The 20,743-nt window shown below is 64.5% G+C and carries 22 protein-coding genes; 9 read left to right on the top strand and 13 right to left on the bottom strand.

Going from position 1 to position 20,743, the window contains the following annotated elements; all coding sequences use genetic code 11:
- Positions 1-39: 39 nt before the first annotated feature.
- The gene (locus IVA96_RS29485) at positions 40-1,146 is read right to left on the bottom strand and encodes an amino acid ABC transporter permease (RefSeq protein ID WP_247420806.1); all 1,107 of its coding nucleotides are present in this window, start codon (positions 1,144-1,146) and stop codon (positions 40-42) included.
- Between the two features lie 2 nt (positions 1,147-1,148).
- On the bottom strand, positions 1,149-2,336 hold the full coding sequence (locus tag IVA96_RS29490) for an ABC transporter permease subunit (RefSeq protein WP_346347918.1): 1,188 nt from the start codon (positions 2,334-2,336) through the stop codon (positions 1,149-1,151).
- An 88-nt stretch (positions 2,337-2,424) separates the two neighbouring features.
- Between IVA96_RS29490 and IVA96_RS29495 the strand changes: the two genes are divergently transcribed.
- From IVA96_RS29495 to IVA96_RS29510, 4 genes are all read left to right on the top strand, one after another.
- The gene (locus IVA96_RS29495; RefSeq protein ID WP_247420810.1) at positions 2,425-3,297 is read left to right on the top strand and encodes a MurR/RpiR family transcriptional regulator; all 873 of its coding nucleotides are present in this window, start codon (positions 2,425-2,427) and stop codon (positions 3,295-3,297) included.
- A 3-nt stretch (positions 3,298-3,300) separates the two neighbouring features.
- Positions 3,301-4,650: an aspartate aminotransferase family protein gene (locus IVA96_RS29500; protein WP_247420812.1), complete on the top strand. Its 1,350-nt coding sequence runs from the start codon at positions 3,301-3,303 to the stop codon at positions 4,648-4,650.
- A gap of 12 nt (positions 4,651-4,662) precedes the next feature.
- Positions 4,663-5,676: an amino acid ABC transporter substrate-binding protein gene (locus tag IVA96_RS29505; protein ID WP_247420814.1), complete on the top strand. Its 1,014-nt coding sequence runs from the start codon at positions 4,663-4,665 to the stop codon at positions 5,674-5,676.
- Positions 5,677-5,820: 144 nt separating this feature from the next.
- On the top strand, positions 5,821-6,459 hold the full coding sequence (locus IVA96_RS29510; protein WP_247420816.1) for an aspartate/glutamate racemase family protein: 639 nt from the start codon (positions 5,821-5,823) through the stop codon (positions 6,457-6,459).
- Here IVA96_RS29510 and IVA96_RS29515 read toward each other — a convergent pair.
- Complete coding sequence (locus tag IVA96_RS29515) at positions 6,456-7,100, bottom strand: TetR/AcrR family transcriptional regulator (RefSeq protein WP_247420817.1); 645 nt, start codon at positions 7,098-7,100, stop codon at positions 6,456-6,458. The genes IVA96_RS29510 and IVA96_RS29515 overlap by 4 nt on opposite strands.
- A 135-nt stretch (positions 7,101-7,235) precedes the next feature.
- On the opposite strand from IVA96_RS29515, the gene IVA96_RS29520 reads away from it, so the two are divergent.
- Genes IVA96_RS29520 through IVA96_RS29540 form a run of 5 tightly spaced genes read left to right on the top strand, consistent with a single transcriptional unit; the run spans position 7,236 to position 11,989 of the window.
- Complete coding sequence (locus tag IVA96_RS29520) at positions 7,236-7,445, top strand: ferredoxin (RefSeq protein WP_247279811.1); 210 nt, start codon at positions 7,236-7,238, stop codon at positions 7,443-7,445.
- 54 nt (positions 7,446-7,499) lie between these two features.
- Positions 7,500-8,723, top strand: a complete 1,224-nt coding sequence (locus IVA96_RS29525; protein ID WP_247420818.1) for a cytochrome P450 — start codon at positions 7,500-7,502, stop codon at positions 8,721-8,723.
- A gap of 30 nt (positions 8,724-8,753) precedes the next feature.
- The gene (locus IVA96_RS29530) at positions 8,754-10,076 is read left to right on the top strand and encodes an MFS transporter (RefSeq protein WP_247279813.1); all 1,323 of its coding nucleotides are present in this window, start codon (positions 8,754-8,756) and stop codon (positions 10,074-10,076) included.
- Between the two features lie 3 nt (positions 10,077-10,079).
- Positions 10,080-10,739, top strand: a complete 660-nt coding sequence (locus tag IVA96_RS29535; protein WP_247420819.1) for a sulfite oxidase-like oxidoreductase — start codon at positions 10,080-10,082, stop codon at positions 10,737-10,739.
- 26 nt (positions 10,740-10,765) lie between these two features.
- Complete coding sequence (locus tag IVA96_RS29540) at positions 10,766-11,989, top strand: bifunctional alpha/beta hydrolase/OsmC family protein (protein ID WP_247420820.1); 1,224 nt, start codon at positions 10,766-10,768, stop codon at positions 11,987-11,989.
- A 1-nt stretch (position 11,990) separates the two neighbouring features.
- Here IVA96_RS29540 and IVA96_RS29545 read toward each other — a convergent pair whose 3' ends face one another.
- The 10 genes from IVA96_RS29545 to paaX form a co-directional block, all read right to left on the bottom strand.
- Positions 11,991-13,070: a YeeE/YedE family protein gene (locus IVA96_RS29545; RefSeq protein ID WP_247420821.1), complete on the bottom strand. Its 1,080-nt coding sequence runs from the start codon at positions 13,068-13,070 to the stop codon at positions 11,991-11,993.
- A 114-nt stretch (positions 13,071-13,184) separates the two neighbouring features.
- The gene (locus IVA96_RS29550) at positions 13,185-14,189 is read right to left on the bottom strand and encodes a zinc-binding alcohol dehydrogenase family protein (RefSeq protein WP_247420823.1); all 1,005 of its coding nucleotides are present in this window, start codon (positions 14,187-14,189) and stop codon (positions 13,185-13,187) included.
- 51 nt (positions 14,190-14,240) lie between these two features.
- Positions 14,241-15,572, bottom strand: a complete 1,332-nt coding sequence (gene paaK, locus IVA96_RS29555; RefSeq protein WP_247420825.1) for a phenylacetate--CoA ligase PaaK — start codon at positions 15,570-15,572, stop codon at positions 14,241-14,243.
- A gap of 42 nt (positions 15,573-15,614) precedes the next feature.
- The gene (gene paaI, locus IVA96_RS29560; protein ID WP_247420828.1) at positions 15,615-16,064 is read right to left on the bottom strand and encodes a hydroxyphenylacetyl-CoA thioesterase PaaI; all 450 of its coding nucleotides are present in this window, start codon (positions 16,062-16,064) and stop codon (positions 15,615-15,617) included.
- A gap of 55 nt (positions 16,065-16,119) precedes the next feature.
- On the bottom strand, positions 16,120-17,202 hold the full coding sequence (gene paaE, locus IVA96_RS29565; RefSeq protein WP_247420831.1) for a 1,2-phenylacetyl-CoA epoxidase subunit PaaE: 1,083 nt from the start codon (positions 17,200-17,202) through the stop codon (positions 16,120-16,122).
- Between the two features lie 2 nt (positions 17,203-17,204).
- Complete coding sequence (gene paaD / locus IVA96_RS29570; RefSeq protein ID WP_247279820.1) at positions 17,205-17,708, bottom strand: 1,2-phenylacetyl-CoA epoxidase subunit PaaD; 504 nt, start codon at positions 17,706-17,708, stop codon at positions 17,205-17,207.
- The gene (gene paaC / locus IVA96_RS29575; RefSeq protein WP_247420835.1) at positions 17,702-18,478 is read right to left on the bottom strand and encodes a 1,2-phenylacetyl-CoA epoxidase subunit PaaC; all 777 of its coding nucleotides are present in this window, start codon (positions 18,476-18,478) and stop codon (positions 17,702-17,704) included. The genes paaD and paaC overlap by 7 nt, the downstream gene beginning before the upstream one ends.
- Complete coding sequence (paaB, locus tag IVA96_RS29580; RefSeq protein WP_106942621.1) at positions 18,478-18,765, bottom strand: 1,2-phenylacetyl-CoA epoxidase subunit PaaB; 288 nt, start codon at positions 18,763-18,765, stop codon at positions 18,478-18,480. Before paaB ends, paaC begins: the two co-directional genes overlap by 1 nt.
- Positions 18,766-18,774: 9 nt before the next feature.
- Complete coding sequence (gene paaA / locus IVA96_RS29585; RefSeq protein WP_247420838.1) at positions 18,775-19,767, bottom strand: 1,2-phenylacetyl-CoA epoxidase subunit PaaA; 993 nt, start codon at positions 19,765-19,767, stop codon at positions 18,775-18,777.
- Positions 19,768-19,841: 74 nt separating this feature from the next.
- Positions 19,842-20,708, bottom strand: coding sequence for a phenylacetic acid degradation operon negative regulatory protein PaaX (gene paaX, locus IVA96_RS29590; protein ID WP_247279823.1), 867 nt, complete (start codon positions 20,706-20,708; stop codon positions 19,842-19,844).
- Positions 20,709-20,743 lie beyond the last annotated feature (35 nt).

Raw genomic sequence — 20,743 nt, forward strand, 5'->3', positions numbered from 1 at the left:
AGCGCTCTTTCAGCGATGCGCTGCGTCCGGGCCCGAGCGTCACCGCGCGCCTGATGCCTCCAGACTCCGGCTATAGCGCGACATCGCAAAGCAAAAGACAAAATAGATTGCGGCGACGAAGATATAGACCTCGACGGAAAACTGCTGCCAAGCGGGATCGATGATCGCGGTCTTCGCCGTCGTCAGCAGGTCGAAGATGCCGATGATCAGCACGAGACTGGTATCCTTGAAGAAGGCGATGAAGGTGTTGACCAGTGGCGGGATGACGTGGCGGATCGCCTGCGGCAAGATGATCAGCCGGTGCTTGCGCCAGTAGGACAGTCCCAGCGCGTCGGCAGCCTCATACTGCCCGCGCGGTACGGCCTGGAGACCACCGCGGATGACTTCGGCAAGGTAGGCGCCCGCGAACAGGATGATCGCGATCTGTGCGCGCAACAGCTTGTCGATGTTGAACCCACTCGGCATGAACAGCGGAAACATCACGCTCGCCATGAACAAGAGGCTCACCAGCGGCACGCCGCGGATCAGCTCGACATAGAGCACGCTGAGCGAGCGGATTGCCGGAAGCTTCGAACGACGGCCGAGCGCGACGAGGATGCCGAGCGGAAATCCGAACGCGAGTCCAAACGTCGCCAGGATCAGCGTGACCGGCAATCCGCCCCAGCGGTCCTGCGAGACGAACGAGAGCCCGAGCACCCCGCCCCACATCAGCACGCTGATCAGCGCGAGTGCACCGATCCAGATGAAAACGAGTTCGCGCCGCCACAGCGCGCGGCGGGTCGACAGATAGAACAGCGCGATGAACAGCACGACCGACAACGCCGGCCGCCACTGCTCGTCGAACGGATAGGTGCCGAACAGGATGAACCGGTACTTTTCGGGGATGACAGCCCAGCAGGCGCCGATGCCGCGCACCGCGCGGCAAGCGCTGGAATCATTCGCCGGCGTAAGCCAGACAGCGCTGGCGATGCCCCATTGCACGAGGCTGATCACGCCCTTCGTGAGCACCGCCAGCAGCACGATCGTGAGGATGCCGTTCGGAATCGACGAGAACAAGTTGCTGCGCAGCCAGCGCAGCATCGGATTACCAACTTGCGGGCGGCGAGCGGCACGCGGCACGTCCGGCATATCGCTGATCGCCGTCATCCTCAGCGCTCCACCAGGGCGATGCGCGCATTATACCAGTTCATGAAAAAGCTGATCCCGAGACTGATGGTCAAGAACACCGCCATGATCAGCGCGATCGCCTCGATCGCCTGCCCGGTCTGGTTCAGCGTGGTGTTGGCGATCGAGACCACGTCCTGGTAGCCGATCGCGACAGCGAGCGATGAGTTCTTTGTCAAATTGAGATACTGACTCGTCATCGGCGGAACGATCACGCGCAATGCCTGTGGCAGAATGATCTGCCGCAGCATGAAGCTGCGGCGCAGGCCAAGTGCGTTGGCGGCGTCCCACTGTCCCCGCGGCACCGACTGGATGCCGCTGCGCACGATCTCGGCGACGAAGGCCGAGGTGTAGGTGACGAGTGCGAGCAACAGCGCGAAATATTCCGGCGCCAGCGTCAGCCCACCAACAAAGTTGAAGCCGCGCAGCTCGGGCCAATCGATGCTCCAGGATGCACCGAGCAGCACGGACGCCAGCGCCGGCAACGCAATCACCAGCGCAACCGCAAAGGGCCACGCCGACCGCGGCTTGCCATCGCGCATCTGCTGCGCGACCAGCGATCGCCGGACGATATAGAACACCGCGCAACCCAGCACGGCGGTGCCGAGGACCGCGAGCTGCGCCGGCCCGAACGGGATCGCCGGCAGGATCAGGCCGCGATTGGACAGGAACACACCCTCGACTGGTCGCCACGCGGCGCGTGCGGCCGGCAGCGCCTGCATCAACACGTACCAGAACAGGAGCTGAAGCAGCAGCGGGATATCGCGGAGCGTCTCGACATAGACCGCAGCGAGCCGTGACAGCAGCCAGTTCGCCGACAATCGCGAAATGCCGATCAGCGTGCCCAAAATCGTCGCGAGCACGATTCCGATCACGGCAACGCGCAAGGTGTTGGTGACGCCGACGATGAACGCCCAGAGATAAGTGTCTCTCGGATTATAGGCGAGCAGACTGTCGGCGATCGGCATCCCGGCCTCGCGACCGAGGAAGGCGAAGCCAGTCGTGATGCGCCGAGCCGAGAGGTTCGTGACGGTGTTGGACCAAAGGAAAGCGACGACCGCTACCGCGATGCCGACGACCAGCACCTGCCAGAACAGGCCCTTCAGCTCGCGGCGCCCAAAGGCGCCGATGAAACGACGGCGTGGCGGCGGTCTCGGCACGTCTGATGTCACGGCACAAAAACCTTCTCAAAAAGGCAGCGATTTCCGGCAGCGCACGTCAACTGTTGCACCAAACTTCAATCCATGCAACAAATGTTGCATGGTCGAGCCCGCGAAATCCTCGCCGTTGAGCGAGCTGCGTATTGCATTGCCATCGCTCCCGATGCGCTTGCAGGAAGTCGGACGCTTCGTCGCCGCCAACGATTACGACGCCACCACCCGTTCCATGCGCGATCTCGCGGCGGAAGCCGGCGCCGATCCTGCCGCGTTCACGCGACTTGCGAAGGCGATCGGCTATTCCGGCTGGGAGGAATTGCGCGCGGCGCTGACCGAGGCGCGGCGGCCATCGCAGACCGCGCCCTTCTCCGGCCGCGCAAAGGGCCGTCGGCACGGGCCGAACGCCGATGTCGCGCTCGTCATCGACAAGCTCCAGGCGGAGGCCGCGGGTCTTCGACGGATCCCGGCGCAGCCGATTGCGGAAGCTGCCCGCGCGCTGCACGACGCCAAGCGGATTTGGATCGCCGGCTATCGAAGCTGCCGCAGCGTCGCGGAATTGCTGAACTACGAGCTGCGACTGTTTCGACCCGAACAAGTCCAGCTCGTCGGCGCTTCCGGGCCCGACGACCTCGATCTCGGCGCGTTCCGGCCCGGGGAAGCGGTCATCGTCATCGGCTTCCTGCCCTACACGCATGCAAGCGTCCGCGTCGCACAGGCGGTCTATCGTACCGGCGCGACACTGGTCGCCATCGCGGATAGTCTCTCGGCACCCATGGCCGAGGGCGCCGACCACGTGCTGCTGTTCGAGGCGGCCTCCTCCCCCGGCTTCTTTCCGAGCCTCACTGGCGCGATTGCGATCGCGCAGTCGCTCGCGGCGGTCACGTTCTCGCTCGGCGGGGTTGCCGCGAAGAAGCGTCTGGAAAGTACCGAGGCGCGGCTCGCTGCGGCCTCCACTTACGTCCCAGAGAAAGGTTGACCCATGGCCGCCCGCACCAGCCGTGTGCTGCATCGCTCATTGCGCGAAACGCCGCCCAAGGCGATCGGCGGCGAAGGCGTCTATCTCTTCGCCGAGGATGGCCGGCGCATCATCGATGCCTCCGGCGGCGCGGCGGTCTCCTGCCTCGGGCACCAGCACCCGCGCGTGATCGCGGCGATGGCGAAGCAGGCCGCGACGCTTGCCTATGCTCATACGACGTTCTTCTCCTCCGAGCCGGCCGAGGCGCTGGCCGAAGCGCTGGTTGGGCACGAGCCCGGCGGTCTCGCCTACGCTTATTTCGTCAGCGGCGGATCGGAAGCGATCGAGGCCAGCATCAAGCTCGCGCGGCAATATTTCATCGAGCGCGGCGAGCCGCAGCGGCAACGCTTCATCGCGCGGCGGCAGAGTTATCACGGCAACACGCTCGGCGCGCTGGCCGCCGGCGGCAATGCCTGGCGACGCGCGCCCTACGCGCCGCTGCTCTCGGCTGCGTTCAGCCACGTGACGCCGGCCTTCGCCTATCACGAGAAGCGCGAGGGCGAGTCGGACGCGCAGTTCGTCGCGCGCCTTGCCGCCGAGCTCGAGGCCGAGTTTCAGCGGCTGGGGCCCGACACGGTCGCGGCGTTTCTCGCCGAGCCCGTCGTCGGCGCCACCGCCGGCGCCGTGACCGCGCCCGACGGCTACTTCAAGGCCATGCGCGAGATCTGCGACCGGCACGGCGCGCTGCTGATCCTCGACGAGGTCATGTGCGGCATGAGCCGCACCGGCACCACGCACGCCTGGGAGCAGGAAGGTGTCGCGCCCGATATCCAGGCGATCGCAAAGGGGCTCGGCGGTGGCTACCAGCCGATCGGCGCGATGCTCGCGAGCGGCAAGATCATCGACACGATCCGCGCCGGCTCAGGCGCGTTCCAGCACGGTCACACTTATCTGGCGCATCCCCTCGCCTGCGCGGCGGCGCTCGCGGTGCAAAACGTGATCCGCGAGGACGGCCTGCTCGATCGGGTCAGGGAGCGCGGACGACAACTCGAGCAGCGGCTGACCGAACGCTTCGGCAATCACCGCCATGTCGGCGACATCAGGGGCCGCGGCCTGTTCTGGGCCATCGAGCTCGTCGCCGATCGCGCCAGCCGCACCTCGTTCGATCCGGCGCTCAAGCTGCACCAGAAAATCAAGGCGGAGGCGCTCGCCAACGGGCTCGGCTGCTATCCCGGTGGCGGCACCGTGGACGGCGCGCGCGGCGACCACGTGCTGCTGGCGCCGCCCTATATCGCTTCCGCAGATGAGATCGACCTGATCGTCGACAGGCTTGGCACGGCCGTCGACAACGTGTTGCGTAATGTCAATCACTGAGGGGAGAGTAGCATGATGAGGAAAGTGGTTATCGCAGCGGGCGTGCTCGCAGCATCGACTGTTGTCGCTTCGGCCGCGACGCTCGACACGGTGAAGAGCCGCGGCACGTTGGTGTGCGGCGTCAGCGCCGGTTTTGCCGGCTTCTCCGCGCCGGATTCGCAAGGCAACTACAAGGGTCTCGACGTCGACTATTGCCGCGCCCTTGCGGCCGGCGTGCTCGGTGATCCCAACAAGGTGCGTTACGTCTCGCTGACTGCGCAGAATCGCTTCACCGCGCTGCAATCGGGCGAGATCGACGTACTCTACCGCAACTCGACCCAGACCTACTTGCGCGGCGTCACGCTGGGCCTGCGGCAGGGTCCGATCAACTTCTACGACGGCCAGGGCTTCGTCGTGAAGAAGGACCTCGGCGTGAAGGAGCTCAAGGACCTCAAGGGCGCCACCGTCTGCGTGGCTCAAGGCACCACGCATGAGGTCACGCTGGGCGATTACGGCCGCGCCAACGGCATCGACTGGAAGCCGCTGGTGTTCGACCGCATCGACACCATGTACCAGACCTTTTTCGGCGGCCGCTGCGATGCCATGACCCAGGACGCCTCCGCGCTCGCAGGTGCAGTGACCACCGCGGCGCCGAACCCGGCCGACTATGTCGTGCTGCCGCAGACCATCAGCAAGGAGCCGCTCGGCCCCTTCACCCGCAATGGCGACGAGGTCTGGAGCGACATCATCACCTGGCTGCATTACGGCCTGATCGAGGCAGAAGAGCTCGGCGTCACGCAAGCCAATGTCGAGGAAATGGCGAAGTCGCAGACGCCTGCAATCCAGCGGCTCCTTGGTGCCTCCGGCGACCTCGGCTCGCGGCTTGGGCTCGACAACAAATGGCTGGTCACGGCGATCAAGACCACCGGCAATTATGGCGAGATCTACGAGCGCAATGTCGGCAAGGCCAGCCCGCTCAAGCTCGATCGTGGCCTCAATGGTCTCTGGAGCAAAGGCGGCTTGATGTACGCCATTCCATTCAAGTAAGGAGTTCACCTCTCCGCGCTTGGTTGGATTGCGCAGCAATCCGGTGAGGGAGGACTCTCCACCCTCACCTTATGCGCGGATAGAGCCCCTCACCCCAGCCCTCTCCCGGTAAGCACGGGGAGAGGGAGAAGAAGCAGCGAAGATATGCGCATCGCCCTCATCCACGCCCTCAAGCATTCCATCGCCCCGATCGAGACGGCGTTCGCGAAGGCTTGGCCCGAGGCACGGCTGATGAACCTGCTCGACGACAGCCTGTCGGCCGATCTGGCGCGCGACGGCGTGCTCAGCGATACCATGACCGAGCGCTTCCTGGCACTGGGCGACTACGCGGCGGCAACGGGGGCGAATGGGATTTTGTTCACCTGTTCGGCCTTCGGTCCCTGCATCGAAGCGGTCGCGCGCGCGCATGCACCGATGCCGGTGCTGAGGCCGAACGAGGCCATGATCGAACGTGCCGTGACCTTGGGTCAGCGCATCGGCCTGCTCTCGACTTTCCCGCCGACCCTGGCCTCGATGCCCAAGGAATTTCCGGCCGCCGTCGAGGTCGTACCGAAACTCGCCGAAGGGGCGCTGGCGGCACTCGACCGCGGCGACCGCGCCACTCACGATCGGCTGATTGCAGACGCATCGCGCGACTTGCGCGATTGCGACGTCATTGCGCTCGCGCAGTTCAGCATCGCCGCGACGGCGCCGCTGGTCGCCGAGGCCACCGGCCGCCCTGTCGTAACTACACCGGAGAGCGCGGTCGACAAGCTGATGAGGCTGCTGAAAGCGAGGGCCTAAGCGCCGTTCTTTTTTCGCCGGGCATCCTTGATCGCGACGGCCAGGGCGGCCTTGGTTTCGCTCACGAAGTCCTCGACCAATTCCTCACGCGTGGCATGCGCCGCCTCGCCGGTGAACAAGCCCTGCTGAGCAAGCATCACGACGCCGTGCAGTGCCGCCCAGATCTTGAGCGCTTGCCGCTCGCGCAAGTAACCGACCGCCGGAGCCTCCAAGGCCTCGATCACGAGCGCAAAGGTTTCGCGCGTCGCCGCGTGCAGCTCGCTGCCCTTGGCGGCGCATGACACAGTGCGCGAGGCGAACATCAGGCGGTAGACACCGTTGCGACGGAGGCCGAAGTCGAGCGTGGCCAGCGCGAGCCGCGACAGCTTCGATTGCTGCGACGGCCTTGCCATCGCCTCGCGCAAAATTGCACTGAGCTGCCGGAACGCCTCCGCCGTCACCGCCGCGAGCAAGGCCTCGCGGTCGGCAAAATGCCGGTACGGCGCCGGCTGCGAGACGCCGAGCTGCTTGGCCAGCGCCTTGATGCTGATCGCCTCGGCGCCGCCGCGTTCCGCTTCGCGCAGAGCGGCCTTGATCAAGGCATCGCGAAGATCGCCATGGTGGTAGGTCTTCTCGGGCTTGCGGATGGGTTGTGAGCGCATATCGAGCAAAGCCTATAAGTTTGCGCTTGACAGGGGAAGCCTGCCGCGAATGTAATAGGATATAACTTAAGAAGAGCTCAGATGAGGAAACGCGCCGCCTTCGGGCCTCGCGCGCAAACGACCGAGGAAGCCGCGATGACAGAGCGACTGAAGGTTCACGTCGATCCCGACAAGTGCCAGGGCCACGCCCGCTGCAAGGCGCTCGCGCCGGAGCTATTCGAGCTGGACGAATTCGGCAACGCCCATGAAACCGGCGACGGCACGGTCCCGGCGGGTCAGGAAGACAAAGCCTGGCTTGCCAAATCCAACTGCCCGGAAATCGCAATCGACGTGATCGAGGAGTAGCGCGCTCTCCGCCCGCTCGCCTGTCTTCAGCGACCACGAACCGAGGGATTAGAGATGTCCGACGCCAGCCTGCCTGCCGCCCATCCACCCGTCACCGACTGGGTTCATGATTTCGACCACACCGATCCGCAATGGACGGAAGATCCCTTCCCGATCTGGGACCAGTTGCGCGCCGCGAGTCCGGTGGTGCACACAAAACGCTTCCTCGGCTGCTATCTGCCGACGACCTATGAGGCGGTGCGCGAGATCGCCAACGACACCACGCATTTCTCCTCGCGCCGGATCATCGTCCGCGACGTGCGGCCGGAGATCACCAGCAAGAACGCCGCCCCGCCGATCACCTCCGACCCGCCCGTGCACAAGCCGGCCAAGCAATTGCTGCTGCCGCCGTTCACGCCGGATGCGATGAAGAAGCTCGAACCGCGGGTCCGCGCTATCTGCAACGAACTGATCGACGACTTCATCGCCGAAAAGAGCGTGGACGCTGCGGCGCGCTACACGAAGCACATTCCGGTGCGCGCGATCGCGCATATGCTCGGCATTCCCGAGAGCGACAGCGACCTCTTCATCAACTGGATCCACATGATCCTCGAGCTCGGCATCAAGGACGAGACCAAGCTGCTCCAGGCCGTCGAGGAGATGAGCGCCTATTTCAGCGGACACATCGAGGCGCGCAAGACGAAGCCGACCGATGACCTGATCTCCTATCTGATGAATGCCAGGGACAAGGACGGCAATCCGCTCGAGGACTCCCACGTGGTGGGCTCGCTGCGCCTGCTGCTGATCGCCGGCATCGACACCACTTGGAGCGCGATCGGCTCCTCGCTGTGGCATCTTGCGAAAACGCCGGCCGATCGCGAGCGGCTGATCGCCGAGCCCGGGCTGATCCCGATCGCGGTGGAAGAGCTGCTGCGCGCCTATTCGCCGGTGACAATGGCGCGCGAGGTGGTCCAGGACACCACCATTTCGGGCTGCCCGGTCAAGGCGGGCAACATGGTGCTCTTGTCCTTCCCGGCGGCGAACCGCGACCCCAAGATGTTTCCGGACGCTGACAAAGTCGTGATCGACCGCCGCGAAAACCGCCACGCCGCCTTCGGGCTTGGCATCCATCGCTGCGTCGGTTCCAACCTTGCGCGCATGGAAATGCAGGTTGCGCTGGAGGAATGGCTGAGACGCATTCCAGACTTCGCGCTCGACCCGGCAGGCACCGTGACCTGGTCGCAGGGCACGGTCAGAGGCCCCCGCCAGTTGCCATTTCTGCTCGGAAAGGCGATGTAGGCCTCTCCAACAGAGTACGGGAGGCCGGACGTGACAGAGCAAGCAACCAAACCGGCCTCTGGGCATTTTGACGTCGCCGACGCTGAACGGCGGATCAAGGCGATCTTCATCGGCTCGATCGGCAATCTCGTCGAATGGTACGATTTCTACGCCTATACGGCGTTCGCGCTCTACTTCGCTCCCGCGTTCTTCCCTGGTAACGACCCCGTCGTGCAGCAATTGAACGTCGCCGTCGTATTCGCGGCGACCTTCCTGATGCGGCCGCTGGGCGGCTGGTTCTTCGGCTATCTCGCCGACCATTTCGGCCGCCGCATCTCGCTGACCCTGTCCGTCGTCTTCATGTGCTTCGGCTCCCTGATCATCGCGCTGACGCCGACCTATGCCACGATCGGCTTCGCCGCACCGGTGATCCTGGCGCTCGCCCGTGTGATCGAGGGCCTGAGCCTCGGCGGCGAATATGGCGCGAGCGCCACTTACCTCAGCGAAGTCGCCGACCCCAAGCACCGCGGCTTCTATTCCAGCTTCCAGTACGTGACACTGATCGGTGGTCAGCTCACCGCGATCATCGTGCTGCTGCTTCTGCAGAAGGTCTTCCTCACGCCGGAGGAGCTGAAGGATTGGGGTTGGCGTATCCCCTTCGCGATCGGCGCGGCTCTCGCGATCTTCGCCGCGGTGATGCGGCGCGGCCTGCACGAGACGGAAGCATTCGAGGAAGCCAAGAAGGTGGTGAAGCCGACCGGCTCGATCACCAATCTGCTGCGCTATCCGCGCGAACTGCTATTGGTCGTCGGCCTCACCGCCGGCGGCACTGCGGCGTTTTACACCTTCACCACGTACATGCAGACCTTCGTCAAGCTTTCGGTCGGGCTGACCGAGGACCAGACCACTTTCGTGATCTTCGGCACGTTGATTTTCGCGACCATCCTCCAGCCCATCTACGGCGCCATCTCAGACAGGATCGGGCGCAAGCCGCTCTTGATCTTCTTCGGTGCCGCGGGCACGCTCGCGACCGTGCCGCTGCTGATGACGCTGAAGGAGACCAAGTCGCCCTTCGTCGCGTTCATCCTGATCTGCGCCGCCTGGCTGTTCGTCGCCGGCTACACCTCGATCAATGCGGTGGTGAAGGCCGAGTTGTTCCCGACCAATGTCCGCGCGCTCGGCGTCGGCCTGCCCTACGCCATCACGGTCTCGATCTTCGGCGGCACCGCGCCGGCGATCGCGCTCTACTTCAAGAGCATCGGGCACGAGGAGTGGTTCTATTTCTATCTTGCCGGCATCATCTGCCTGTCGCTGATCATCTACTCCACCATGCGCGACACCAAGCACGCCTCTGCAATGCATCGGCACGAGTAGGCCATGACCGACGAGATGCCATCCGACAACAAGCTGACGCGCACCAAAGAGAAATGGGCGCGCGAGGGCCGCTTCCTCACCGGCAAGATCACGCGGCCTGAAGACCAAAGGCTACCGCCCGGCCAGCACCTCACCAAGGATTGGCCGGTGCTCGATCTCGGGGTCGTGCCGCCGGTATCGCGCGAGCGCTGGCGGCTCGACGTCTATGGCGCGATCGAAAATCCCGTGTTCTGGACCTTCGACGAGTTTATCGCGCAGAAGCAGGCGCGGTTCACCTCCGACATCCATTGCGTGACGACCTGGTCGCGCTATGACAATGAGTGGGAAGGACTCGCGACGCGTGAGCTGCTCGCGGCCTGCCAGCCGCGCGAGGATGCGCGCTTCGTCGTGCTGCATTCCTATGATGGTTACACCACCAATCTCGCACTGGAAGACTTTGCCGCCGAGGATGCGCTGCTCGCCCATAGCTGGTCCGGCCAGCCGCTATCGGCCGAGCACGGCGGCCCGGTGCGGCTGGTCGTGCCGCATCTGTATTTCTGGAAGAGCGCCAAATGGCTCCAGGCCATCGAATTTTTGAACAAGGACGCGCCGGGCTTCTGGGAAGTCCGCGGCTATCATAACCGCGGCGATCCCTGGACCGAGCAGCGCTATTCAGGCGATTAGCTTGAACAAAGGACGGGGGAAGTGCAATGCCGATGGAGCGTTTTCAATTCAGGGGTGAAGGCGGCCATCAACTTTCGGCCGCGCTGGAGCTGCCGGACGGAGAGCCTGCGGCTTTCGCGCTGTTCGCGCATTGCTTCACCTGCGGCAAGAATACGCTGGCGGCCAAGCGCATCGCGGTCGCGCTCGCGGCCAAGGGCATTGCTGTGCTGCGCTTCGACTTCACCGGGCTCGGCTCCAGCGAGGGCGATTTCGCCAATTCCACGTTCTCCTCCAATGTCGCCGATCTCGTGCGCGCCGCCGATCACCTGCGCGCGACGCGCAGAGCGCCGTCCGTCTTGATCGGCCACAGCCTCGGCGGTGCCGCGATCCTCGCGGCAGCAGGACAGATCCCCGAAGCCACTGCGGTTGTGACCGTCGCGGCGCCGTCCGATCCCGCCCACGTCACCGGTCTCTTCAAGGACCACATCGACAACATCCGCGCGCAAGGCGAGGTGGAAGTCTCGCTCGCGGGTCGCCCGTTTCGGATCAAACGTGAATTCCTCGACGATATTGTCGAGCATGAGCTGATGAAGGACGTCACCGGCCTGCACAAAGCCCTGCTGGTGATGCACTCCCCGGTCGACGATACCGTCGGCATCGACAATGCGACCAAGATCTTCGTCGCGGCCAAGCACCCCAAGAGCTTCGTCTCCCTCGACCACGCCGATCATCTTCTGGCGAAGCCCCGCGATGCCCTCTACGCGGCCGACGTGATCGCGGCCTGGGCCAGCCGCTATGTCGACACCGCAAAGTCCGCGAAGGCGATGGATCTCCCGGAGACGCCGCGCCAGGTCGTGGTCCAGGAGACCCGCAAGAGCAAGTTCCACCAGATCATCGCCGTCGGTCCGCACCGCCTGACAGCGGATGAGCCGGTGGCCGCCGGCGGCGAGGATGCCGGCCCCGGCCCTTACGATTTCCTGCTCGCCGGCCTCGGCGCCTGCACCTCCATGACCATGCGTCTTTATGCCGAGCGCAAGTCACTGCCGCTCGACCGTGTCACGGTCACACTGAAGCACTCCAAGATCTATGCCAAGGACTGTGCGGAGTGCGAAACGCGCGAGGGGATGCTCGATCAGATCGAGCGCGGCATTGCAATGGAGGGCGCGCTCGATGCCGAGCAGCGCAAGAGGTTGATGGAGATCGCCGACAAGTGCCCGGTGCACCGGACGCTGACCTCGGAGATCCGCATCGTGACGAAAGCCGTGGAGTAGCTCAAGGGGCCGGTGAGTCGGCCCCGGCTGCCGTCTTGAGAGGCTGAACGCGCAGTGCACCGCGCAGTCCCGCCGCCGTGCCGAGCAGGATGCCGGCAACAGCGACGAACGAGCCCAGCGCCAGTGTGGACATTCCGGTGAGCCCCTGCCCGATCGAGCAACCGAACGCCATCACGCCGCCGATTCCCATCAGCGCGGCGCCGCCGGCTGAACGCAGCATGTGGCGGGGCGAGGAATAGCCTTCGACATGAAAACGACCCGTCGCGAGCGCCGTGACCAGGCTACCGGCGAAGACGCCGGCGACGGTCGCGATTCCGAAATTGAGTGTCAGGCCGGTCGAGAGCATGGCGTATTGCAGGCTATCGGCGATCGGCGCGATGAAGGTGAGCGAAGTCACCGGCACCGGATTGAAATCGTCGGCGCCGAGAGAGCCGGTGGCGAACCAGCCACTGGCAACGAGAAGTCCAACGATGACGCCGGCCGCGATCTGGCCCGGCGAGCGCCGGAACGCCGGCTGCGCGAAGGCAAACAGGATCAGCGCGACGACGACAGCGGCAGCAGCGAGCGCGCGCGAAACCGGTTCAGCGGCACCAAGCGTGGCCAGCAGCGACGGCAGCGAATTCGCGTTGACGGTAGCTTGCGACGCCTGAACCAGCGCAATGCGGGCCGGCGCAATCAGGCCCTTGAGCGTCATCTGCGCGGCAATCGCAAGCACGATCACGACGACGAAGGAGCGCAGATTGCCGCGGCCGAGCAGCACCAGCGCGCGCGAGCCACAGCCATTTGACAGCACCATGCCGTAGCCAAACAGCAAGCCGCCGAGGAACAGCGACGGCGCAGAGAAGGTTTGTTGCAGATAGATCGACTTGCCGAGATCGACCGTGCCGCTGCCCGCCAGCAACTGGCTGGCGGCGATCGCAACCGCAATCGCCAGCGCATAAGTGCGCACCAGCCGCCCGTCGCCCCCCGCCAGAAAACCGCGCATGCTGCTCATCAGACAGAAGCCGCTGAGCAGACCGACAGCGCCATAGATCAGGCCGATGACGAGACCGGCGAGGATGACGAGTTGTGCAGGTTCCATCGGTGGTTCTCAGGTCTCTCGCCATTCGCCGTCATTGCGAGCGCAGCGAAGCAATCCAGACTGCCGCCCTTGAAAGACCCTGGATTGCTTCGCTACGCTCGCAATGACGCGTTTTCATGGCCGCAGGATTACCCTGTCGCGAGACGAACCCGCAACCGCGACATAAGCGTCCTTGGCGCGCTCCAGCGGGTAGACGGCATTCGCCTTGATCGGGAACGGCTTCAGGTGGCCACTCGCAAAGCCCGCGCCGAGATCGCGCAGCACCGCGCCGGTCGCCGACGACGACAGGCCAAGCGTGTCGATGCCCACATATGTATGCTGCCCCCGGTAGAATTCGAGAATGTTGAATTGCACGATGCGGTCGATCGCGGCGATCAGGATCTGGCGGCCGCGCAAGGCAAGCGACTTGTGCGCCGCCTGGAAATAGGGATCGCCGACCGTGTTGAAGACGACGTCTGTGCCTTTGCCGCCGGTCAAATCGCGCACGCGCGTGGCGACATCGCTCGTGGAGGCATCGATCACCTCGACCAGCGCGTTGGTGTGGCCTTCATAAGCTTCTGCCTTGCGCACCACGCCGATCACGCGTGCGCCCTGCCAGGTCGCGATCTGCACAGCAGCCTGGCCGACCTTGCCATTGACGCCGAACACCAACACGGTCTCGCCGCTCTTCGGCACGCCGGCGCGGCAAAAGCCTTCCATGGCCGTGACGAAGGGCACGCCGATGCCGGCGGCTTCCTCCCAGGACAACGTCTTCGACTTCTCCACCACGGCATCGGCTTCGACGACGAGATGGGTTGCGTGGGTGCCGTCGCGGCGGATGCCGAGATCGCCGGACGAGCCGAACACCTCACGGCCGATCGTGCCGGCCGGCCCATCGATCACCACACCAGCGTAGTCACGGCCGGGCGTCCGCGGGAAGACGGCATAAGGCATCAGGCCCGTTGCGGCCTTCACATCCGAGGGATTGACTGCGGCAGCCTTTACCTCGATCAGGAGATCGTTCGGACCACGCGTGAGCGTCTGAGGCTCGACCACCGGCGCAAGCGCCGCGGCGTTCTCGGCCTTGGCATTGAGGCGGACGCAGCGCGCTTCAACGGTTTTGGCATCGGCTGGCGACATCGAAAGACCCGTGATTTCTTGCGGGGCTTGTCGCCTTTGGAGACGATCAAGTCAATCCTTCGGCCGCTTGTCGTAGAGCCGCTTGGCCTTGCCGAGCGAGCGCTCCAGCGTGGCCGGTGCGACCACCTGAACCTTGGAGCTGATCCCGATCGTATTCTTGATTTGGGTCGATACCCTGTCGGCGTGATCGACAAGCCCGCGACCGTCCCAGCTTTCGGGACGCGCTTCGGCGATGATGGTGAGCTCGTCCATGCGGCCTTCGCGGGTGAGTTCCAGGATGAAGTGGCCGCCGCACCAGTCGGTGGCGAGCAGCACCTCCTCGATCTGGGTCGGGAACAGATTGACCCCGCGCAGGATGATCATGTCATCCGAGCGCCCCGTCACTTTCTCCATGCGCCGCATGCCCGGCCGCGCCGTGCCCGGCAATAGCCGCGTCAGGTCGCGGGTGCGATAGCGGATCACCGGGAACGCTTCCTTGGTGAGGGAGGTGAAGACCAGCTCCCCCTTCTCGCCGTCGGGCAGCACCGCGCCGGTCTCGGGGTCGATCACCTCGGGATAGAAATGGTCCTCCCAGATATGGAGCCCATCCTTCGTCTCGATGCATTCCTGCGCGACGCCGGGACCGATCACCTCGGAGAGACCATAGATGTCGGTCGCATCCATGTCGAAGGCGTCCTCGATCTCGCCGCGCATGGCGTTGGTCCAAGGCTCGGCGCCGAAGATGCCGATCTTGAGCGAGCACTGGCGCGGATTGAGCTTCTGCCGCTTGAACTCGTCGAGGATCGCCAGCATGTAGCTCGGCGTCACCGTGATGATGTCGGGCCGGAAATCGTTGATGAGCTGCACCTGCCGTTCAGTCATGCCGCCGGAGATCGGCACCACGGTGCAGGCGAGCTTCTCGGCGCCGTAGTGGACGCCGAGTCCGCCGGTGAAAAGACCATAACCATAGGCATTGTGGATGATCATGCCAGTCCGGCCGCCGGCGGCGCGGATCGAGCGCGCCATCACGTCCGACCAGGTGTCTATGTCGCGTTGGGTATAGCCGACTACGATCGGCTTGCCCGTGGTGCCTGAGGAGGCATGCACCCGCACCAGCTTTTCGCGCGGCACGGCGAACATGTTAAAAGGATAATTGTCGCGGAGATCGGTCTTCACCGTGAAGGGGAATTTTGCGAGATCCGCAAGCTCGCGAAAGTCGGACGGATGCACGCCGGCCTTGTCGAAGGCGTTGCGGTAATGCGCGACGTTGTCATAGGCGTGCTTCAGCGACCAGGCCAGCCGCTGCTTCTGCAGTGCCATGATCTCGTCACGCGAGGCGCGCTCCTGCGCGTCCATCTCCGCGCTATAAGTGTTGCCACCTTCCTTGAGCCTCGTCAGAGCCATCCTCGTTTCCCCTCATCTTCGTTTGTTCTTTTCTTTGCTTTCTTATTGATCCTGCGCCGGCAGCCACGCGCCGGGAATGACACGCGAATGCCCGCGGAACTCCGCGATGACGGTGTCGCCGACAGTGACACGCACGTCGTAGATGCCGGAGCGGCCGCCACGGGTGATCTCTCTAGCCTTCGCAACCAGGCAATCGCCGAGCTTGCCCGGCCTGATGAAAGTGATCTGGCCTTGCGCCGCGACGACGCGCTCATTGTGCGAGTTGCAGGCAAATGCGAAGGCAGAATCGGCGAGCGTGAAGATGAAGCCGCCGTGGGCGATGCGCTGGCCGTTGACCATGTCCGGCCGCACCACCATCGTCACCGTCGCGAAGCCCGGGCCGATGTCGACGATCTCCATGCCGAGCCCCTTGGAGGCATCGTCCTCCGCCCACATCGCGTCAGCACAGGCGCGGGCGATATCCTCGGGCGACAGGGCAGCTTTGATGTTCACGCGCTTCTCCCGGGCAAGTGTTTATCCATCATGCTCTGCTGCTCGGCCAAAACTGTCAAACATGGTCGTAATCGACCACGACTCGCTCCGACGACGGCTTCGCCTGACAGGTCAGGATAAAGCCGGCCTTCAGCTCCCAGGGTTCCAGCGAGTAGTTGATGTCCATCGGCGCCTCGCCCTCGACCAGCTTGGCGCGGCAGGTCGAGCACATGCCGCCCTTGCAGGCGAAGGGCAGATCGACGCCGGCGCGGAGCGCGGCATCGAGGATCGCCTCGTCCTCGGCAACAGGCACATCGCGGCGTTTGCCGTCGATGATGAGGGACGCGACCGCCTTCGGTGGCGCGTCGGGGGCAACGGCCTTCTTCGGCCGCGGCTTGCCGCCGAATTCGGAGACGAAGCGCTCCACATGGATACGCTCTTCCGCGACCCCAAGATCGCGGCAGGTCGCCTCGATGTCCTCGCTCATGCCTGATGGACCGCAGATGAAGACATGGTCGACGCTTGCGGCCGGCACCAGCGAACGCAAGAGCACCCTCACCTTGTCGCCGTCGAGCCGGCCATGCAGGATCGGGATGTCCTGTTCCTCACCGGAGATGACGTGGAAGATCGAAAGACGGTCGATGAAGCGATCCTTCAGCTCCTCCAGCGCTTCGAGAAACATGATGTTGTCGGTAGAGCGGTTGCCGTAGAACAAGAAGAAGCGGCTCTGCGGTTCACGCGCGAGTATGCCCTTCACGATCGAGAGGATGGGCGTGATGCCGGAGCCCGCGGCAAAGCCGACATGGATGCGCCCGCTCTCCGCCGATGGGACCAGGCCGAAGCGCCCCGTCGGCGTCATCACATCGAGTTCGTCACCGCATTTCAGCTCGTCCGCCGCCCAGCTCGAAAATGCGCCGCCGTCGACCTTCTTCACGGCAATCCGGATCTCGCCGTCCTCGGGTCCGGAACAGATGGAATAGGAGCGGCGAACCTCTTCGCCATCGAGCGTCGTGCGGAGCGTCAGGTATTGGCCGGGCGTGAACGCGTAATCGCTGGCGAGTTCGCCGGGAATGGCGAAGGTCATCGAGATGGCGTCCGAGGCCTCGCGACGGAGGTCGTTGACGGCCAGGCGATGGAAGCGCGGTGCGGCTGCTGACATGGTCAATGACACTTGAAATAGTCGAAGGGTTCGCGGCAGGCCTTGCAGCGCCAGAGCGCCTTGCAGGAGGTCGAGCCGAATTCGGACAAGAGTTCGGTCTTATCAGAACCGCATTGCGGACACGCGACGGTCTGTCCGCCGAATAGCGCGCGGCGCGAGCTTGAGGCCTGCGGCGGCGCGATGCCGTAGGCGCGCAGCTTGGCGCGCCCCTCCCCGCTCATCCAATCCGTGGTCCAGGCCGGCGACAGCACCGTACGCACGTTCGGACGACGGAAGCCGGCGCGTTCCAGCGCGAGCTCGACTTCGAGTGCGATCATGTTCATGGCAGGGCAGCCCGAATAGGTCGGCGTGATCGCGACCTCGACGCGATCGCCGTCCAGAACGACGTCACGGAGCACGCCGAGATCGCCGATAGTCAGCACCGGAATCTCGGGATCGACCACGCTCGCCGCAGCATCCCAGGCGCGCCGGCGCAGGTCAGTGTCGCGATCCAGCGCCGTCACCATGTCAGCCCCGGAAAAGTGCGCTGCATCGATTGCAGCTCGGACAGCAGATGGCCGAGATGCTCGCTGTGCCGGCCAGAACGGCCACCCTGCTGCATCCAGCCGTTCTGCGGCAGCTCAAGTGTCGCCTCGCTGACGATATCCGACAACGTCGTCAACCAGCGACCGCGCAAGCTCGCCGGATCAACCGCAATGTCGGCATCGATCAGGGCGCGTTCGCCCTTGTCGACGGCAAACATCTCACCGGTGAAGGCCCAGAGATGATCGATCGCGGCCTGCGCGCGGGCGCGGCTTTCGTCCGTGCCGTCACCGAGCCGGATGATCCACTCCGAGGCATGGCGCAGATGATAGGCGCTCTCTTTCTCCGACTTGGCTGCAATGGCGGCAAGCGTCGTATCGCGCGAGGTCATCATCGCGCGCCAATAGAAATCGGCGAAGGCGGAATAGAAGAACTGCCGAACCAGCGTCTGAGCGAAGTCTCCGTTCGGCTGCTCGACCAGCAGCAGATTGCGGTACTGCCTGACGTCGCGCAGATAAGCGAACTTGTCCTCGTCGTTGTCCTCGCCCTCGATCCTGGCAGCATAGCCATAGAGCTCCCGCGCCTGCCCGATAAGATCGAGCGCGATGTTGGACAGCGCCATGTCCTCTTCCAGCATCGGCGCATGCCCGCACCATTCCGACAACCGGTGGCCGAGAATTAGCGCATCGTCGGCCCGGCGCAGCGCGTAGAGCACCAGCGGCGTTTCAGAGACCTGGATGTTGGCGACCGGCATCACATATGTCCCACCTCTTCGGGCACCTCATAAAAGGTCGGGTGCCGATAGATCTTCGACTCCGCCGGCTCGAACATCATGCCCTTGTCGGCGGGATCGCTCGCGGTGATCGCAGTGGACGGCACGACCCAGATCGACAGGCCCTCGCCGCGGCGGGTGTAGATGTCGCGGGCGGCCTGCAGCGCCATCGTCGCGTCGCTTGCATGCAGCGAGCCGACATGCTTGTGCGCGAGCCCGTTGCGGCTGCGAATGAAGACTTCCCACAGCGGCGTGTTCGGCGTGGCCATCGTGATCTCCTATTCCGCGGCTTGTGCGGTCTGACGCTGCGCGCGCTTAGCGGCGTAGCTAGCCGCCGCCTCGCGCACCCAGGCGCCCTCCTCGTGCGCCTTGCGGCGCGCGGCGAGCCGATCGCGATTGCAGGGGCCGTTGCCGGCGAGCACCTGCTTGAATTCGGTCCAGTCGATCTCGCTGTAGCGCCAGTGCCCGTCGGCATCCTGCGTCATGGCGGGATCGGGAATGGTGAGGCCGAGATATTGCGCCTGAGGCACGGTGGCATCGACGAATTTCTGGCGCAGTTCGTCATTGGAGAAGCGCTTGATCTTCCACTTCGTCGAGGTGTCGCTGTGCTGGCTCGCGGCATCGGGCGGCCCGAACATCATCAGCACCGGCCACCACCAGCGGTTCAACGCATCCTGCGCCATCGCCTTCTGCTCCTCCGAGCCGCGGCACAGCGTCAACATGATCTCGTAGCCCTGACGCTGGTGAAAGGACTCCTCCTTGCAGACGCGGATCATCGCGCGCGCATAGGGGCCATAGGAGCAGCGGCACAGCGGGATCTGGTTCATGATCGCGGCGCCGTCGACCAGCCAGCCGATAGTGCCGATGTCGGCCCAGGTCAGCGTCGGATAATTGAAGATCGAGGAATATTTGGCCTTGCCGGCGAGCATGGCATCGACCAGCTCTTCGCGCGAGGTCCCTAACGTCTCGGCGGCGGCATAGAGATAGAGCCCGTGGCCGCATTCGTCCTGCACCTTGGCGAGCAGCGCGGCCTTGCGGCGCAGCGTCGGGGCGCGCGTGATCCAATTGCCCTCCGGCAGCATGCCGACGATCTCGGAATGGGCGTGCTGGGAGATCTGGCGGGTGAGCGTCTTGCGATAGGCCGCCGGCATCCAGTCGTTCGGCTCGATGCGCTCCTCGGCATCAATGCGGGCCTGGAATTGTGCAGCCCTGGCTGCGTCCTCAAGACCGCGATCGTCGGTCTCGGCCGTGTTCAGCGCCTGGGTATACATGCGCATCCTCCCGATTTGTTGGGAGGAATTGTATAACAAAATTTAGTTCATGCAAGATATTTCTGTAACATATATCAGACCCCGAACCTCCGTTCCAGAAGCTTCCGCGCCGCCGGCAAGGGTCCCCTCTCGTTAGTTCCATGCCTGTCGAGCCACTGTTCCGAGGGAGCCAGCAGCGCGCGATAAATCTCGCCACAAAGCGCACGCGCTGCCCTGCCCGGCCAATCCGCCGGCAGCAGGCTTTCGGGCAACAGCGGGTCGCGCAGCACGACGCGGCGGTAATAGTGGATCAGGAGGATGCGCGCGGTGAAGGCGTCGGTCTCGGACAAATCCGTGCCGCGGGCGATCGCGGCACGGAGCGGCTCGAACGTCTTCATGAATTTCACATAGGCGTCCGCGGTACGGTCCAGCGGCCAGCTCGCGCTGAGCAGGCGGCGCCCGCTGTCATCCTCCGCCGAGACTTCAAGACGGATCGCGCCAACCGCCTCGTCGGGCACCGGTACGCCCGATGGCGCAACCCAAACGCCCGGCAGCGGAGTGCCGAAGCCGGCATTGCGGAGTGCCTCGCGCGAGGCGTCGCGGTCCTCGCCATTGCCGATCAGCAGCAGCTCGAAGCGCCCGGTCCAGTCGGACGGCGGCGGATCGTAGATGTGGCGCGTCGCGGCCTCGAAGGTCTGGCGTCCCTTTTCGGCCAGCCGATAGAAGCTGTTGCGGCCAACCTTTTCGCGCGTCAGCCAGCCATCGGCTGCAAGGCGCGACATCGCGGTACGCACCACGCCGCTGTCGATGTCGAGGCTTTCGAAGAATTCCAACAGCGTACCGAGCCACACCACACCGCCGCGCGGTACGATGGCATCACCGAATACGGTGATGACGATGGAGCCCGTGCGCGACGGCTCGCGCTTGAGCTGGTCGATGATGCGGGACAACGGATGTGCCATGCGGAAGGCATAGCGCGTTTGGTGCGGGCGCGACA

Origin of the sequence: Bradyrhizobium sp. 159, assembly GCF_023073795.1 — a bacterium.
GTDB lineage: Bacteria > Pseudomonadota > Alphaproteobacteria > Rhizobiales > Xanthobacteraceae > Bradyrhizobium.

Coding starts and splice junctions, on each gene's coding strand:
- IVA96_RS29500 (WP_247420812.1), top strand. CDS start 3,301: ATGGCCGCCCGCACCAGCCGTGTGCTGCATCGCTCATTGCGCGAAACG.
- IVA96_RS29525 (WP_247420818.1), top strand. CDS start 7,500: ATGTCCGACGCCAGCCTGCCTGCCGCCCATCCACCCGTCACCGACTGG.
- IVA96_RS29495 (WP_247420810.1), top strand. CDS start 2,425: ATGGTCGAGCCCGCGAAATCCTCGCCGTTGAGCGAGCTGCGTATTGCA.
- paaD (WP_247279820.1), bottom strand. CDS start 17,708: ATGGTGACGGCGCTGGATCGCGACACTGACCTGCGCCGGCGCGCCTGG.
- IVA96_RS29545 (WP_247420821.1), bottom strand. CDS start 13,070: ATGGAACCTGCACAACTCGTCATCCTCGCCGGTCTCGTCATCGGCCTG.
- IVA96_RS29535 (WP_247420819.1), top strand. CDS start 10,080: ATGACCGACGAGATGCCATCCGACAACAAGCTGACGCGCACCAAAGAG.
- paaX (WP_247279823.1), bottom strand. CDS start 20,708: ATGGCACATCCGTTGTCCCGCATCATCGACCAGCTCAAGCGCGAGCCG.
- IVA96_RS29510 (WP_247420816.1), top strand. CDS start 5,821: ATGCGCATCGCCCTCATCCACGCCCTCAAGCATTCCATCGCCCCGATC.
- paaB (WP_106942621.1), bottom strand. CDS start 18,765: ATGGCCACGCCGAACACGCCGCTGTGGGAAGTCTTCATTCGCAGCCGC.
- IVA96_RS29550 (WP_247420823.1), bottom strand. CDS start 14,189: ATGTCGCCAGCCGATGCCAAAACCGTTGAAGCGCGCTGCGTCCGCCTC.
- IVA96_RS29485 (WP_247420806.1), bottom strand. CDS start 1,146: ATGACGGCGATCAGCGATATGCCGGACGTGCCGCGTGCCGCTCGCCGC.
- paaE (WP_247420831.1), bottom strand. CDS start 17,202: ATGTCAGCAGCCGCACCGCGCTTCCATCGCCTGGCCGTCAACGACCTC.
- paaK (WP_247420825.1), bottom strand. CDS start 15,572: ATGGCTCTGACGAGGCTCAAGGAAGGTGGCAACACTTATAGCGCGGAG.
- IVA96_RS29540 (WP_247420820.1), top strand. CDS start 10,766: ATGCCGATGGAGCGTTTTCAATTCAGGGGTGAAGGCGGCCATCAACTT.
- IVA96_RS29520 (WP_247279811.1), top strand. CDS start 7,236: ATGACAGAGCGACTGAAGGTTCACGTCGATCCCGACAAGTGCCAGGGC.
- paaA (WP_247420838.1), bottom strand. CDS start 19,767: ATGTATACCCAGGCGCTGAACACGGCCGAGACCGACGATCGCGGTCTT.
- IVA96_RS29515 (WP_247420817.1), bottom strand. CDS start 7,100: ATGCGCTCACAACCCATCCGCAAGCCCGAGAAGACCTACCACCATGGC.
- IVA96_RS29505 (WP_247420814.1), top strand. CDS start 4,663: ATGATGAGGAAAGTGGTTATCGCAGCGGGCGTGCTCGCAGCATCGACT.
- paaC (WP_247420835.1), bottom strand. CDS start 18,478: ATGCCGGTCGCCAACATCCAGGTCTCTGAAACGCCGCTGGTGCTCTAC.